Source organism: Nocardia sp. NPDC102475 (assembly GCF_055584605.1).
On sequence record NZ_JBVJLS010000029.1, the window covers coordinates 1 to 14,080 of the forward strand.

The 14,080-nt window shown below is 66.6% G+C and carries 14 protein-coding genes and 1 rRNA gene; 14 read left to right on the forward strand and 1 reads right to left on the reverse strand.

Going from position 1 to position 14,080, the window contains the following annotated elements; genetic code table 11:
* From rrf to recN, 8 genes are all read left to right on the forward strand, one after another.
* Positions 1-88 (forward strand): 5S ribosomal RNA (gene rrf, locus ACZ60G_RS36695); the annotation flags it as partial.
* A 490-nt stretch (positions 89-578) separates the two neighbouring features.
* Positions 579-1,151: a hypothetical protein gene (locus ACZ60G_RS36700; RefSeq protein WP_465816215.1), complete on the forward strand. Its 573-nt coding sequence runs from the start codon at positions 579-581 to the stop codon at positions 1,149-1,151.
* Positions 1,148-2,005, forward strand: coding sequence for a tetratricopeptide repeat protein (locus ACZ60G_RS36705; protein ID WP_465816216.1), 858 nt, complete (start codon positions 1,148-1,150; stop codon positions 2,003-2,005). Before ACZ60G_RS36700 ends, ACZ60G_RS36705 begins: the two co-directional genes overlap by 4 nt.
* Positions 2,006-2,467: 462 nt before the next feature.
* The gene (locus tag ACZ60G_RS36710; RefSeq protein WP_465816218.1) at positions 2,468-3,364 is read left to right on the forward strand and encodes an HAD-IIA family hydrolase; all 897 of its coding nucleotides are present in this window, start codon (positions 2,468-2,470) and stop codon (positions 3,362-3,364) included.
* Between the two features lie 13 nt (positions 3,365-3,377).
* Positions 3,378-3,680: a hypothetical protein gene (locus ACZ60G_RS36715; protein WP_387298433.1), complete on the forward strand. Its 303-nt coding sequence runs from the start codon at positions 3,378-3,380 to the stop codon at positions 3,678-3,680.
* Position 3,681: 1 nt separating this feature from the next.
* Entirely contained in the window at positions 3,682-4,503 is an 822-nt protein-coding gene (locus ACZ60G_RS36720) for a TlyA family RNA methyltransferase (protein WP_465816220.1), read from the forward strand.
* Positions 4,500-5,504, forward strand: coding sequence for an NAD kinase (locus tag ACZ60G_RS36725; RefSeq protein ID WP_465816222.1), 1,005 nt, complete (start codon positions 4,500-4,502; stop codon positions 5,502-5,504). The genes ACZ60G_RS36720 and ACZ60G_RS36725 overlap by 4 nt, the downstream gene beginning before the upstream one ends.
* Positions 5,505-7,274 (forward strand): DNA repair protein RecN, encoded by a 1,770-nt coding sequence (gene recN / locus ACZ60G_RS36730; protein ID WP_465816224.1) that lies wholly within the window; start codon positions 5,505-5,507, stop codon positions 7,272-7,274.
* 4 nt (positions 7,275-7,278) lie between these two features.
* Here recN and ACZ60G_RS36735 read toward each other — a convergent pair whose 3' ends face one another.
* On the reverse strand, positions 7,279-7,698 hold the full coding sequence (locus ACZ60G_RS36735; protein WP_465816226.1) for an SRPBCC family protein: 420 nt from the start codon (positions 7,696-7,698) through the stop codon (positions 7,279-7,281).
* 159 nt (positions 7,699-7,857) lie between these two features.
* On the opposite strand from ACZ60G_RS36735, the gene steA reads away from it, so the two are divergent.
* From steA to ACZ60G_RS36765, 6 genes are all read left to right on the forward strand, one after another.
* Positions 7,858-9,072 (forward strand): putative cytokinetic ring protein SteA, encoded by a 1,215-nt coding sequence (gene steA / locus ACZ60G_RS36740; RefSeq protein WP_465816227.1) that lies wholly within the window; start codon positions 7,858-7,860, stop codon positions 9,070-9,072.
* Positions 9,069-10,016 carry a copper transporter gene (locus ACZ60G_RS36745; RefSeq protein WP_465816228.1) on the forward strand — a complete coding sequence of 316 codons (948 nt, stop codon included), beginning with the start codon at positions 9,069-9,071 and terminating at the stop codon, positions 10,014-10,016. The genes steA and ACZ60G_RS36745 overlap by 4 nt, the downstream gene beginning before the upstream one ends.
* 130 nt (positions 10,017-10,146) lie before the next feature.
* Positions 10,147-11,868 carry a CTP synthase gene (locus ACZ60G_RS36750; protein ID WP_465816230.1) on the forward strand — a complete coding sequence of 574 codons (1,722 nt, stop codon included), beginning with the start codon at positions 10,147-10,149 and terminating at the stop codon, positions 11,866-11,868.
* Positions 11,869-12,528: an NUDIX domain-containing protein gene (locus ACZ60G_RS36755; RefSeq protein WP_465816232.1), complete on the forward strand. Its 660-nt coding sequence runs from the start codon at positions 11,869-11,871 to the stop codon at positions 12,526-12,528. It abuts the gene before it with no gap.
* Positions 12,529-12,540: 12 nt separating this feature from the next.
* The gene (gene xerD / locus ACZ60G_RS36760) at positions 12,541-13,491 is read left to right on the forward strand and encodes a site-specific tyrosine recombinase XerD (RefSeq protein WP_465816234.1); all 951 of its coding nucleotides are present in this window, start codon (positions 12,541-12,543) and stop codon (positions 13,489-13,491) included.
* Between the two features lie 105 nt (positions 13,492-13,596).
* Positions 13,597-14,061 (forward strand): cupin domain-containing protein, encoded by a 465-nt coding sequence (locus tag ACZ60G_RS36765; RefSeq protein WP_465816236.1) that lies wholly within the window; start codon positions 13,597-13,599, stop codon positions 14,059-14,061.
* The last annotated feature ends 19 nt before the right edge of the window (positions 14,062-14,080 follow it).

A 14,080-nucleotide genomic window follows, 5' to 3' on the forward strand; every position in this document is an offset into this window, starting at 1 on the left:
CGGTCCCATTCCGAACCCGGAAGCTAAGGCCACCAGCGCCGATGGTACTGCACTCGACAGGGTGTGGGAGAGTAGGACACCGCCGGAACATCCTTCACGATAGGGGACCCAGAACTGGGTCCCCTATCGTCGTTTATGCACCTATATCTATGCCGTGTTCGGGCCCGACTGCCGACACGTGATTGAATTCAGGGGTTCGACAACCTCTGGCGGAACCTAGAAAGGGGCCACCGTGTCGGAACAGAACGACGGCCGGAAGTCTTTCCGGCAGGACGGTCCCGACCGCGATCGAGGCGGCGACTCTCGCGGCTCTTCCGGCCGAGGTGATTCCGGTGAACGGCGCGGCTTCAAGCGCAGCGACTCGACCCGGGGTGGTTCGAACGACCGCGGCGACTCCAACCGCCGCAACGATTCCAATGATCGCAGCTCCGGCGACCGCGGTGGTTTCAAGCGCAGCGGATCCGGTGAGCGTGGCGACTCTGGTAATCGTGGCGGCTTCAACCGCAGTTCCGATGATCGCGGAGGTTTCAACCGCGGCGGCGGCCGTGGCGGTTCCGAGCGCGGCGACTCCGGCCGGCGTGGTGATGATTCCGGCGAGCGTGGTTTCAACCGTGGTGGCTCGGGTGAGCGCGGCGGATTCAAGCGCTCCGGTGATTCCGCCGACAGAGGTGGTTTCAACCGTGGTGGCTCGGACGAACGCGGCGGATTCAACCGCACCGGTGATTCGGGCCGACGCGGCGATGCGGGCGATCGGGGCGGGTTCAGCCGAGGTGGCTCCGGCGATCGCGGCCGTTCCGATCGGGGCGACTCCAGTGAGCGTGGCGGTCTCAACCGTGGCGGTGATTCCGGCGAGCGCCGTGGCTTCAAACGTGGTGGCGATTCGGGTCAGCGCAGTGATTCTGGCGATCGAAGTGGCTTCGGCCGCAGTGGTTCTGGTGACCGTGGCGGATCCAGCCGTGGTTCCGGCGATCGCGGGGGCTTCAGCCGCGGCGGTTCGAGCGATCGCGGCGGTTTCAACCGTGCTGACTCGGGCGATCGCGGTGGTTTCCGCCGTGCTGACTCGGCGGAGCGCGGTGGGGTCGGCCGTGGTGGCAGCGGTGAGCGCGGCGGTTTCAAGCGTGGTGGCGACTCGAGTCAGCGCGGCGACGTGAACGAAGGCACCGGGTTCAAGCGACGCGATGACGCCGGACCACGCGGTGGTTTCAACCGTGGCGGTGACTCCGGTCAGCGCGGCGGCTGGACCCGTGGCGACGACGCGCAGGATCGTCGTCGTGGCGGCGAGGGCGCGCGTACCGGGGGTGGTTCGGCTGATCGACGCGCGGCGCGTCCCGAAGAGCCGGATCTGCCCGATGACGTCCAGGCCGCCGACCTCGAAACCGAGGTGCGTCGCGACCTGCTGAGTCTGGACAAGAGCAATGCCGAAACGGTCGCCCGGCATCTCGTGATGGCGGCCCGACTCATCGACGATGATCCGCGTCTCGCTTTGGCTCATGCTCGGGCCGCCCGCCAACGCGCCGGCCGCATTGCCGTGGTCCGCGAAACCGCGGGGGTCACCGCGTATCACGCGGGCGAGTGGGCCGAGGCCCTCTCCGAATTGCGCACGGCCCGCCGGATGTCCGGCGGTTCCGGTCTGCTCGCCGTCATGGCCGACTGCGAACGCGGCCTCGGCCGTCCCGAACGCGCCATCGAACTGGGCCGCAGCGACGAGGCCCGTGCCCTGCGCGGTGACGAGGCCACCGAACTCCGCATCGTGGTCGCCGGCGCCCGCATGGACCTCGGCCAATACGACCAGGCAGTAGTCACCCTGCAGACCTCGGAACTCGACCCCTCCCGCACCGGCTCCGCCGCCGCCCGTCTCTTCTACGCCTATGCCGATGCCCTGGTCGCCGCAGGTCGCACCGCCGAGGGCCTCACCTGGTTCCTCAACGCAGCCTCCGCCGACCTCGACGGCGAAACCGATGCCGAGGAGCGCGCCGAGGAACTAACCGGCGACACCGACCTATAGGCACAGCGGCTGGGAACCCGACGCCGAAGAGTTCGTCGACTCAGGGCAGTCACACAAGAGAGCCGGACCGGCGCGAAACAGGTCGCGTCGTCCGCGTCATCGGCAGTGCCGGGACGATCCAGTCGGGCAGCCTGTCAAAAGGGTGCGGGTAGAGAAGTTGCCCGGGTCTTGTCGGAAGCGGCAGCACGGTCTCACGTCGGGCGCTATCCAGCGAAGGCGTGACTTCTCAGGGTTGTGCACCGCCCGCCGGATATCCGGGCGGTTCTGGTGGCTCGTCGTCATTGCTGACTGCGAACATCGCGCAACGCACTGGCTAGGCGATATCGCACATCGCACTGTCAATTCGAGCGTGGGCTCGGAATGGGTTTGCGGCATACGGTCGGTCGACGCCGTCATTTTCCTGTCGTCGGGCTGGCGTAGGGTTCGGGAAGGTGTCGGTCGGTTACATGGAGTGAGAGTGGTGTGAAGCGGCTACGAGAGCGGTATGAAGCCCTGCTGCTGGATCTGGACGGCACGCTGTATCGCGGGCCGGAGGTGATCCAGGGCGCGCCGGAGGCGTTGGCGGATTTCGATGCGGCACAGCGGCTTGTATATGTCACGAACAATGCGAGTCGCGGTCCGGATGTGGTCGCGCGGCATTTGGCCGCGCTCGGGTTCGCGGCGGAAACCGATGATGTCGTGACCAGTGCGCAGGCGGCGGCACGGTTGTTGGCTGAGCGGCTCGATTCCGGGGCGACGGTGTTGATCGTCGGCACCGATGACCTGGCCAAAGAGATCGAAGCGGTCGGGCTGCGTTCGATCCGGCGCTTCAACGGCGCCGCACCAGATGCTGTCGTACAAGGACATTCACCCGAAACCGCGTGGCCGGATCTGGCCGAGGCGGCCTACGCGCTGAGCGCCGAAGCATTGTGGGTTGCCGCCAATACCGATAAGACGCTGCCGAACGAGCGTGGCCTCGCGCCCGGCAACGGCGCCATGGTCGCGGCATTGCGTGCCGCCTCCGGCAGAGAACCGGTGGTAGCGGGCAAACCCTATGCGCCACTAATGGAGGACGCCTTGGTGCGCGCCGGAACACGCAGCGCGCTGGTCGTGGGCGACCGCCTGGACACAGATATCGAGGGCGCCAACCGCGTCGGCCTCGAATCGCTACTGGTCCTGACCGGCGTGAGCACCCTCGACGAACTACGCGACGCCCCGGCGGACCGGATCCCGACCTACGTCTCGGAGTCATTGGACGCGCTGAATCATCCGCCTATCGAGGACGAGGCGACCGACCTCGCCCACGACTTGGCGGAACGCTTGCGCCGTAACCCGGGACGAGCCGTAAGGGTGCAGGCGTCCGGTTCGGAAATCCGATAGCGTTGACCCCACGATGACTACTCCGATGCCACGCCCCAACGGACCCGGCTCGAATGGACCGCGCCCCGGGCCACCGCTGCCCGGCCAGCATCTGCCGGGTGCACAGGGACGCCCGGAGCCAGCCGACCCCGAGCGGATCCGCGCCGAGATCGACGGTCTGCTCGCCGAACTCGACGCGCGTCCGGCCTGGGCCGGCCTGGCGGCGCCCCCGCCGACGGCCTCCGATTCCGGCGCCGATATCACCCGGCGCGCCCGCATCCTGGAACAGGCGCATGAGGTGCTCGTACAGGCACTGGCCACGGTGGACAAGATCTGAGGTGGCCAGGCGCGCGCGGGTGGACGCCGAACTGGTTCGCCGCGGATTGGCGCGATCGCGTGAACATGCGGTCGAGCTGATCGGTGCGGGCCGCGTCCTGATTGCTGGAACGGTCGCTGTGAAGCCGGCGACTGCTGTCGAGACCGGCACGCCGTTGGTCGTGCGCGAGGAGCCCGACGAGGTGTCGTGGGCGTCGCGCGGTGCGCATAAGCTGCTCGGCGCGCTCGAAGCTTTCGAACCCCTGGGCTTGACCGTCGGTGGGAAGCGCTGCCTGGATGCCGGTGCGTCGACCGGTGGCTTCACCGACGTACTGCTCTCCAGGCAGGCGCGTGAGGTCGTCGCCGTCGATGTCGGCTACGGCCAGCTGATCTGGCGGCTGCAGAACGACGACAGGGTGCAAGTTTTCGATCGCACCAATGTTCGCGCCATCACCCCCGAATCCATCGGTGGCACCGTCGAACTGGTTGTCGGCGATCTGTCGTTCATCTCGCTGAATCTGGTGCTGCCCGCCCTGGCGGCCTGCTCCGCGTCGGGTGCCGACCTGTTGCCTATGGTCAAACCCCAGTTCGAGGTGGGCAAGGAGCGAGTAGGCTCCGGCGGTGTGGTGCGTGATCCCGCATTGCGCGCGGAAGTGGTGCGCGATGTCGCGGCGGCGGCCGGCGAATTGGGCTTGCGCACGGTCGGGGTGGTGGCCAGCCCGCTGCCCGGCCCATCGGGCAATGTCGAATACTTTGTGTGGCTGCGTAAAGACGGGCAGCTCGAGTACGACGGCGAGCAGGTCGCGGCGCTTGTCGAACGTGCGGTTGAGGAGGGTCCACAGTGAACGCGCTGACGCCGGCCGAATCCAGAGAGATTCTGCTGGTTTCGCATCCGGGCCGGGCGGAGATCATCGAAACCGCTCATCGTGTCGCGAAGATTTTCGCGGATGCGGGTATCGGGCTGCGCGTGCTCGCGGACGAGGCGGACAGCACCCGATTCGATTGCGAGCCCGACACCTCCGGCGGGACGGCCGTCGCGGAACCGGGCGGATATCCGGCGCGCGTGGTCGAGCATTGCCCGGACGCGGCGGTGGGCTGCGAGATGGTGCTTTCGCTCGGCGGTGACGGCACCTTCCTGCGCGCGGCCGAACTGGCCAGGCCAGCGGGGGTGCCGGTGCTCGGAATCAACCTGGGCCGCATCGGTTTTCTGACCGAGGCCGAGGCCGAACACCTCGACGAGGCATTGGCGAGCGTGGTCCGCGGCGATTACCGCCTCGAGCATCGGATGACCATCGATGTGAACGTCCGGGTGGACGACGAGATCGTCGAAACCGGTTGGGCGCTCAATGAAGCCAGCATCGAGAACGCCTCGCGCATGGGTGTGCTGGAGGTGGTCCTGGAGGTCGACGGGCGGCCGGTTTCGCAGTTCGGTTGCGATGGCATCCTGATCTCCACACCGACCGGATCGACCGCCTATGCGTTCTCCGCGGGCGGCCCGGTGGTGTGGCCGGAACTCGAAGCGCTGCTGGTGATTCCGAGCAATGCGCACGCCCTGTTCGCACGGCCGCTGGTGACCAGTCCGGAGTCCAGGATCGCGGTCGAATCCGTTGCGGCGGGCCATGATGCGATAGTTTTCCTGGATGGCAGGCGCACCCTGGCATTGCCGAAGGGCGGCCGGCTCGAGGCGGTCCGTGGCGCCGAACCGGTGCGGTGGGTGCGGTTGGATTCCGCACCGTTCGCGGACCGGATGGTGCGCAAATTCCAATTGCCCGTGACAGGCTGGCGTGGCCGACGGCCACCGGAGATCAGCCGGGGGATGGCCGCCGGTGGGGTGGGTGAGGACTAGTTGCTGACAGAGATCAGGATTGACGGGCTTGGCGTCATATCCACGGCCACCGCGCAATTCCATGAGGGGCTGACGGTTCTGACCGGTGAGACCGGCGCCGGTAAGACCATGGTGGTGACCAGCCTGCACCTGCTCAGCGGAGCGCGGGCCGATGCGGGCCGTGTCCGGTTGGGTGCGGACCGGGCCGTGGTCGAGGGGCGGTTCACCGTCGAGGAGGTGAATACCACCGCGCAGAAGCAAGTGCAGGAAGTCCTGGAATCGGCCGCGGCCGAACGCGATGACGACGGCAGCATCATCGCGATCCGCACCGTCGGCAGTGACGGACGTTCCCGCGCACACCTGGGTGGGCGCGGCGTACCCGCCTCTGTCCTCGCCGATTTCACCGCGCCGTTGCTGACCGTGCACGGTCAGAACGACCAGCTGCGCCTGCAGCGTCCGGATCAGCAGTTGTCCGCGCTGGATCAGTTCGCCGCCGATACGGTCGGTTCGCTGCTGCGTAAGTACCAGGTGCAACGGCGATCCTGGCTCGACGCCCGCAGTGAGCTGCTCGAACGTACCGCGCGCAGTAGGGAACTCGCGCTGGAGGCCGACCGGCTGAAGTATTCGCTGGCCGAAATCGATGCCATCGCACCGGAACCCGGTGAGGACGAGCGCATCGTGGACGAGGTGCGCAGGCTCAGCGATCTGGATTCGCTGCGTGAGGCCGCCGCGATCGCGCACGATGCGTTGGCCGGTCCCGCCGATTCGCCCGAAGACGGTTCGGGCGCACTGGAATTGCTCGGCGGCGCGCGGGCCCGCATCGAATCGGCCCACGATCCGGCGCTGACCGCGCTCGGGCCGCGGCTCGGTGAGGCCATCGCGGTGGTCGTCGATCTCACCACCGAGCTCAGTGGCTATCTTTCGGATTTGCCTTCGGACCCGGGCGCATTGGATTCGCTGCTCACCCGGCAGGCTGAGTTGAAATCGCTGACGCGCAAGTACGCACCGGATATCGACGGGGTCATCGCGTGGGCGGATGAGGCGCGCACGCGTCTCGGCTCGCTAGATGTCTCCGAAGAGGCATTGGCCGCGCTGGCGGCGGAGGTGGATATCGCCGCGGACCGCGTTCGGGAAGCGGCACGCAAATTGACTGCGGCGCGCACCAAGTCGGCGGGCAAGCTCGCCTCGGCGGTGAGCGCCGAACTCGGTGGCCTTGCGATGGGTAAGGCGAAGCTCGAGGTCGTGGTGCGGCCGGTGCCGGCGAGCCCGCAGGATTCCGCGCCGCTGTCGGTGGACGGGCAGGAATTGCACGCGGGTTCGACCGGTGTCGACGAGGTGGAATTCCGGCTGTCCGCGCATTCCGGCGCGCAGTCGTTGCCGTTGAGCAAGAGCGCATCCGGTGGGGAGCTGTCGCGCGTGATGCTGGCTCTCGAAGTGGTGCTCGCCAGTTCGGATCATGGCGCGACCATGGTGTTCGACGAGGTCGACGCCGGTGTCGGCGGCCGGGCCGCGGTCGAGATCGGCCGCCGACTGGCTCGGCTAGCGCGCACCCATCAGGTGATCGTGGTGACCCACCTGCCGCAGGTCGCGGCATTCGCCGACACCCATCTGGTGGTGGACAAGTCCGATGACGGCAAGGGCAAGGTCAACAGTGGCGTCCGGGCATTGACCAAGGATGAGCGCGTCATCGAATTGGCTCGCATGTTGGCCGGTCTCGATGACACCGAAACCGGCCGCGCCCACGCCGAGGAGCTGCTCGAAACCGCCCGCGCCGAACGCTCCCTCGCCTGAGGAGTCAGCGCAGGGCTTTTTGGGCGCCCTTGATGAACTGGTTGATGAGGTTCTTCAGGCCGAATTCCAGAACCTTCGCGGGGACGGGAAGGCTGGGCTCGGACTCCATCGTGTAGGAGACCAGGGTGCCTTTATCGGTGTCGGTGAAGGTGATGGTGCCGACGTGCCGCTTCACCGGCGCACCCTTGATGATCTTGTATTCCATGAGTTCGCCGGGGACCAGCTTGGTGGTCTCCTCGACGATGCCGACGCCGGCCTTGCCGATGAAGTACTGCGCGCCGACGCCTGTCGGGGTGGGCGAGCCGGGGGTCTTCAGGGTGAAGTCGACCGGGATGTACGGGTTGATGCCATCCCGCTCGGTGAAGAACTTGTAGACGACATCGCGCGGTGCCGCGATCACGGCATCGACGGTACTGCTGACCATGGTGACTCCTATTCGGGATATCTGTGACCCGCAGCATACGGGTACTTGTTGGCGCGCTCTCGGCGCGGCGTGGTGTTCGTGTTATCACAGTGACGAATGTGATAGGTGATTCGGCGCGCCTCCATCAATGGTTGAGGGTTTGCGGACAGGATCGGCCACATGAAGATGTTGGCGTTGTTGTCGAAGAGCACCGAAGCGCTGCCCGGGTTGACCGGGACAGCTCGGGTTGACCGCAACACCAGGCGTCTGCTGAAGCGGGTCGGGCCCGGTGATGTCGTAATACTCGACGAGATGGATCTGGATCGGCTCACCGCCGATCGGTTGGTCGAGGCGGGTGTGGTCGCGGTGGTGAATACTTCGCCATCGATCTCGGGCCGCTATCCCAATCTGGGGCCGGAAGTGCTGGTCGCCAACGGAATTCTGCTGCTGGACACCGTGAGTTCGGATGCCTTCCGGATCAAGGACGGCACCAAGGTCCGCATCGATGAGGGCGTCGTCTACTCCGACAAGCTGGTCAAGAAGGAGCCCGAGGTCCTGGTCACGGGCATCGAGCTGACCGAATCCGATGTCGCTGAGCGGATGATCGAGGCGCGCAACGGTCTCGCCGATCATCTGGAGGCCTTCGCGGGCAACACCATCGAATTCGTTCGCACCGAGAGTGCGCTGCTCATCGACGGTATCGGGGTGCCGGAGCTCGAACTCGACATGAAGAATCGGCATGTGGTCGTGGTGGCCGACGGCCCCGAGCACGCCGACGATCTCAAGCGACTGAAGCCCTTCATCAAGGAGTACGCGCCGATCATGGTCGGCGTCGGCCGCGGGGCGGACACCTTGATCAAGCAGGGCTACCGCCCCGATCTGATCGTCGGCGACCCGGACGAAATCACCACCGCCACCTTGAAATCCGGTGCCGAGATGATTCTTCCCGCCGATACCGACGGCCACGCCAAGGGGCTGGAACGCATCCAGGATCTCGGCATCGGCGCGACGACCTTTCCGTCGTCCGGCGCACCTTCCGACCTGGCCCTGCTACTGGCTCACCACCACGGCGCATCGCTGATCGTGACCGCCGGCGCCGCCGCCTCGCTGGACGATTTCTTCGACCGCGGCCGCCGCGAGAGCAATCCGGCGACCTTCCTCACCCGACTGAAAATTGGCACCGAACTCATGGATGCCAAGGCCGTCGCCACGCTCTACCGAAACCGGGTGTCCGGCACCGCCATCGCGATGGTGGTACTCGCCGCACTGGTCGCGGTGATCGTGGCCATGCTCGCCTCGAATATGGGGACCGAGGCGCTGGATTGGGCGGCCGATACCTGGAACCGGTTCGTGCTGTGGGCCGAGGGCCTAGCCGGTGCGGGAGGGACCCGATGATTTCGATTCGGCAGCACGCGGTTTCGATCGTCGCGATCTTCCTGGCCCTCGCCCTCGGCGTGGTGCTCGGGTCGCAGACCGTAGCGGCGGACCTGCTGTCCGGATTGCGCGCGGATAAAACGGATCTGCGCAAACAGCTCGACGTGGCCACCGATCAGAACCGGCGGTTCGGCGACGAAATGAATGCCGCGGACCGGTTCATCGCCGGATCGGCGGGGCGGATCCTCGGCGGCACGCTCACCGACCGCAGCGTCGTGGTTTTCACGACCCCCGATGCCGAACCCGCCGATGTCGAGGCCGTCGCGAAGGATCTGGAAACCTCGGGCGCCACCGTGACCGGCCGCATCGCACTCGACGACGCCTTCCTCGACGCCGCCGAGGGCGACCGGATGCGCACCGCGGTCACCAATATCATTCCCGCGGGCGCGCAACTGCGCACCGGCCAGGTGGATCAGGGCAGTATGGCGGGCGATCTGCTCGGCCTGGTGCTGCTGCTCGATCCCGCGAGCGCGCAACCGCGCAGCACCCCGCAGGAGTTGAGCCTGGTGCTGGAGACGTTGCGCGGCGGCGGTTTCCTCGCCTACGGCGACAACCCGACGCAGGCCGCGAACCTCGCCGTTGTCGTCACCGGCGATGGCGCGAAGTCCAGCGAGAACAGTCAGGGCAGCAATATCGCCCGATTCGTCGGCGCCCTGCGTGGTCGCGGTGCGGGGGCGGTGCTGGCGGGCCGATCCGGCGCCGCCGACAATCCGGGTCCGATCGCGATCATTCGTTCCGACGCCGCGCTCGCCACCGCCGTCACCACCGTCGACAATCTCGACCGCGATATCGGCCGCGTCACCACCGTGCTCGGCCTGAGCGAGCAGCTCAACGGCGGCGCGGGCCGATACGGAACCGGCACCAAGGCGACCTCCCTCACACTCGTCGCACTGCCCTCGAGCTGACCCGCCGGACCCGCGATGCCCGGTGCTGCGAACATGGCGCACAGTGCGGATCCGATCGATCGCAGCGACTCGGTGGCAAACGTGCGTGGTGTGTGATCAGACCAGCAATTTCGTGTTACCGTGAAGACCCGTGGGTCATACACGGAATCAGGCGCGAACGGCCACGAAGCACATCTTCGTCAGCGGTGGTGTCGCCTCCTCATTGGGTAAGGGTCTTACCGCCTCCAGCCTCGGTCAGCTGCTGACCGCGCGCGGACTGCGGGTGACCATGCAGAAACTCGACCCGTACTTGAACGTCGATCCGGGCACCATGAATCCGTTCCAGCACGGCGAAGTGTTCGTCACCGAGGACGGCGCGGAGACCGATCTCGATGTCGGCCACTATGAGCGGTTCCTCGATCGGGACCTGTCCCGGGACGCGAATGTGACTACCGGGCAAATCTATTCGTCGGTGATCGCCAAGGAGCGTCGCGGTGAATACCTCGGTGACACGGTGCAGGTTATCCCGCACATCACCGACGAGATCAAGAGTCGCATCCTGGCGATGCAGGGGCCGGATCTACAGGGGCAGGTGCCCGACGTGGTGATCACCGAAATCGGTGGCACCGTCGGCGATATCGAATCGCAACCCTTCCTCGAGGCCGCGCGCCAGATCCGCCACGATGTGGGCCGGGACAATGTGTTCTTCCTGCACGTCTCGCTGGTGCCCTACCTCGCGCCGTCGGGTGAGCTCAAAACCAAGCCGACCCAGCACTCGGTGGCCGCGCTGCGCAATATCGGTATCCAGCCCGACGCGCTGATCCTGCGTTGCGATCGGGAGGTGCCGCAGGCGCTCAAGAGCAAGATCGCGCTGATGTGCGACGTCGATGTGGACGCATGCATCTCCACGCCGGACGCGCCGTCGATCTACGACATTCCCAAGGTGCTGCACCGTGAAGGCCTCGACGCCTATGTGGTGCGCAGGCTCGGGCTGCCGTTCCGGGATGTGGACTGGACCGTGTGGGGCGATCTGCTGGATCGGGTGCACCAGCCGCGGGAGACCGTCGAGGTCGCACTCGTCGGCAAGTACGTCGATCTGCCTGATGCGTATCTGTCGGTGACCGAGGCGTTGCGCGCGGGTGGATTCGCTTCGCGGGCCAAGGTGAATATCCGCTGGGTGCAGTCGGATGAGTGCGAGACCCCGGCGGGTGCGCAGGCCGCGCTGCGCGATGTGGACGCGGTGCTGATTCCGGGCGGGTTCGGTATCCGTGGCATCGAGGGCAAGGTCGGCGCCATCAAATATGCGCGGACCAGGGGTCTTCCGCTGCTCGGTCTGTGTCTTGGCTTGCAGTGTGTGGTCATCGAAGCCGCGCGCTCGATCGGTCTGGCCGAAGCGAATTCGGCCGAATTCGAGCCGGATACACCGCATCCGGTGATTTCCACCATGGCCGATCAGGAGGAGATCGTGGCCGGTGAGGCCGATCTCGGCGGCACCATGCGCCTCGGCGCCTACCCGGCGACGCTGCAGAAGGGTTCGGTGGTCGCGCAGGCCTACGGCACCGACCAGGTCTCCGAGCGGCACCGGCATCGCTACGAGGTGAACAACGCCTACCGCGACAAGATCGCCACCAGCGGTTTGAAATTCAGCGGTACCTCCCCCGACGGACATCTGGTCGAATTCGTCGAGCTGCCTGCGGATAAGCATCCGTTCTTTGTGGCCACCCAGGCGCATCCGGAGCTCAAGAGCCGCCCGACTCGCCCGCATCCATTGTTCGCGGCGCTGATCGCGGCGGCGCTGAAATATAAACTGGCCGAGCGGCTTCCGGTCGATATCCCGGACGAAGAGTTCGCGAACGCAGATCAGGCGTCGTAGATGAGTGATAACGGGGGAGCCCAGCCGGGCAGCCACGACTTCGAGACAGTGGCGAGCAAGACCGTGTACAGCGGTGCCATCCTCGCCTTGCGCCTCGACCAGGTGGCAATGCCGGGCGGACGCGTCGTCGAGCGCGAGGTGATCGAACATCATGCGGCGGTTGCGGTTGCGGCCATCGATGATGCCGACAATGTGGTGCTGATCAGGCAGTATCGGCATCCGATCGGTCGGCGGCTGCTCGAGCTGCCCGCCGGACTGCTCGATGTGCCCGGCGAGGATCCGCTGGCAGCGGCCAAGCGCGAATTGGCCGAGGAGACCGGACTGGCCGCCAGGGAATGGTCGGTTTTGGTGGATGTCGCGCTGTCGCCCGGATTCACCGATGAGGCGCTGCGGGTGTATGCCGCGCGGGGTCTGTACGAAACCGACCGGCCGGAACCAGAATTGGAGGAGGCGGACCTGGAACTGGTTCGCCTGCCGGTGGACGAGGCCGTGCGGGCCGCATTGGCCGGTGAGATCGTCAATGCCACGGCTGTTGCCGGTCTGCTCGCGCTCGCGGCCGCCAGGGCGGGCGGGGTGCAGTTGCGTCCGGCCGACGCGGCGTGGCCGGGGCAGCCCACCGCCTTCCTGCGTCGCAAGGCGCAGCGGCAGTCCGAAGACTGACGGGTCCGGGCGGTGCTCGCGCGGGAGGTGGACGCCTACCTCGATCATCTTGCGGTCGAGCGCGGCGCCGCCCGCAACACCCTCGGTGCGTACCGTCGCGATCTCGACCGGTATCGGGATTTCCTGACCGGGCGCGGGGTTGCGGCACTCGAGCAGGTCTCCGAATCCGATGTCGCGGAGTTCACGATGGTGCTGCGGGCGGGTGGGGATACACACCCGCCGCTGGCCGCGAGTTCGGTCGCTCGTGCCTTGATCGCGGTGCGCGGGCTGCATCGCTTCGCCGCGGCGGAGGGTATGACGAGTACCGATGTCGCGCATGCGGTGAAGCCGCCGACACCGGGACGTCGATTGCCGAAAGCGCTGCCGTACGACGAGGTATTGCGGCTGCTGGAGGCGGCTGGTGGCGGGCCGATCGATGACGCGAATGGGGTCGGAACCGACGGCGGGCCGCGCGGATTGCGCGATCGGGCGCTGCTCGAGCTGCTGTATTCGACCGGGGCGCGGATTTCGGAGATGGTCGGGCTCGATGTGGACGATCTCGATCCCGAGGAACGCGCTGTTGTGTTGCACGGCAAGGGCGGCAAGCAGCGCATGGTTCCGATCGGCAGGCCCGCGCTGGCGGCTGTCGACGCCTATCTTGTCCGGGGGAGGCCGGTGCTCGCCGCGAACGGGAAAGGCAGTGCGGGCGCGCTGTTTCTGAATGCACGCGGTGGACGGTTGTCGCGGCAGAGTGCCTGGCAGGTTTTGCAGACCGCCGCCGAGCGGGCGGGCATCGGGGCTACCGTTTCGCCGCATACGCTGCGTCATTCCTTCGCAACGCATTTGCTCGACGGGGGTGCGGATGTGCGTGTGGTCCAGGAACTTCTGGGACATGCGTCGGTGACGACTACTCAGATCTACACCTTGGTCACCGTGAACACGCTTCGTGAGGTTTGGGCAACAGCTCACCCCCGCGCCCGCTGACCCGCTGGACTCCGGCGACCGCCGCGGAAGAAATAGGACCGCGGTCCGGTTGTGTCGGTATGTCGGGATCGGGTGATCTCGGCATACCGACGTGAGGTGAGTTGGATGGCAAAGGCTTTCATCGTTCAGGAGCGCGATGTCGAGGCGGTGGCGCTGCCCGGTGGCGGATCGTTCCAGTTGCTCGAGGACAGCGAGAACACCGATGGGCTGTTCGGAGCGAATCGGCTCGTCCTGCGGGCGGGCGCGGATGGGACCAGGCCGCACCATCACACGAAGTCCACGGAAATCTTCTATGTCCTGGACGGGACCATGGAATTCCTCGTCGACGGCGAACAGCATGCGATCGCGAAGGGTGGCCTGGTGGTGGTTCCGCCGGGTACTGTCCATGCCTTCGGGGCGTCCGCGGACGGTCCCGCCGAGTTCTTCGCGGTACTCACACCGGGTATCGTCCGGTTCGAGTACTTCCGGCAGCTCGGTCGTATCGCTCGGGGTGAGGCGGATTGGGACAGCATGGATGAGCTCCACGATCGGTTCGACGTCCATTTCGACGGCGGACCCGATTGGCGTTAGGGGAGTGGACGCCTGCGCA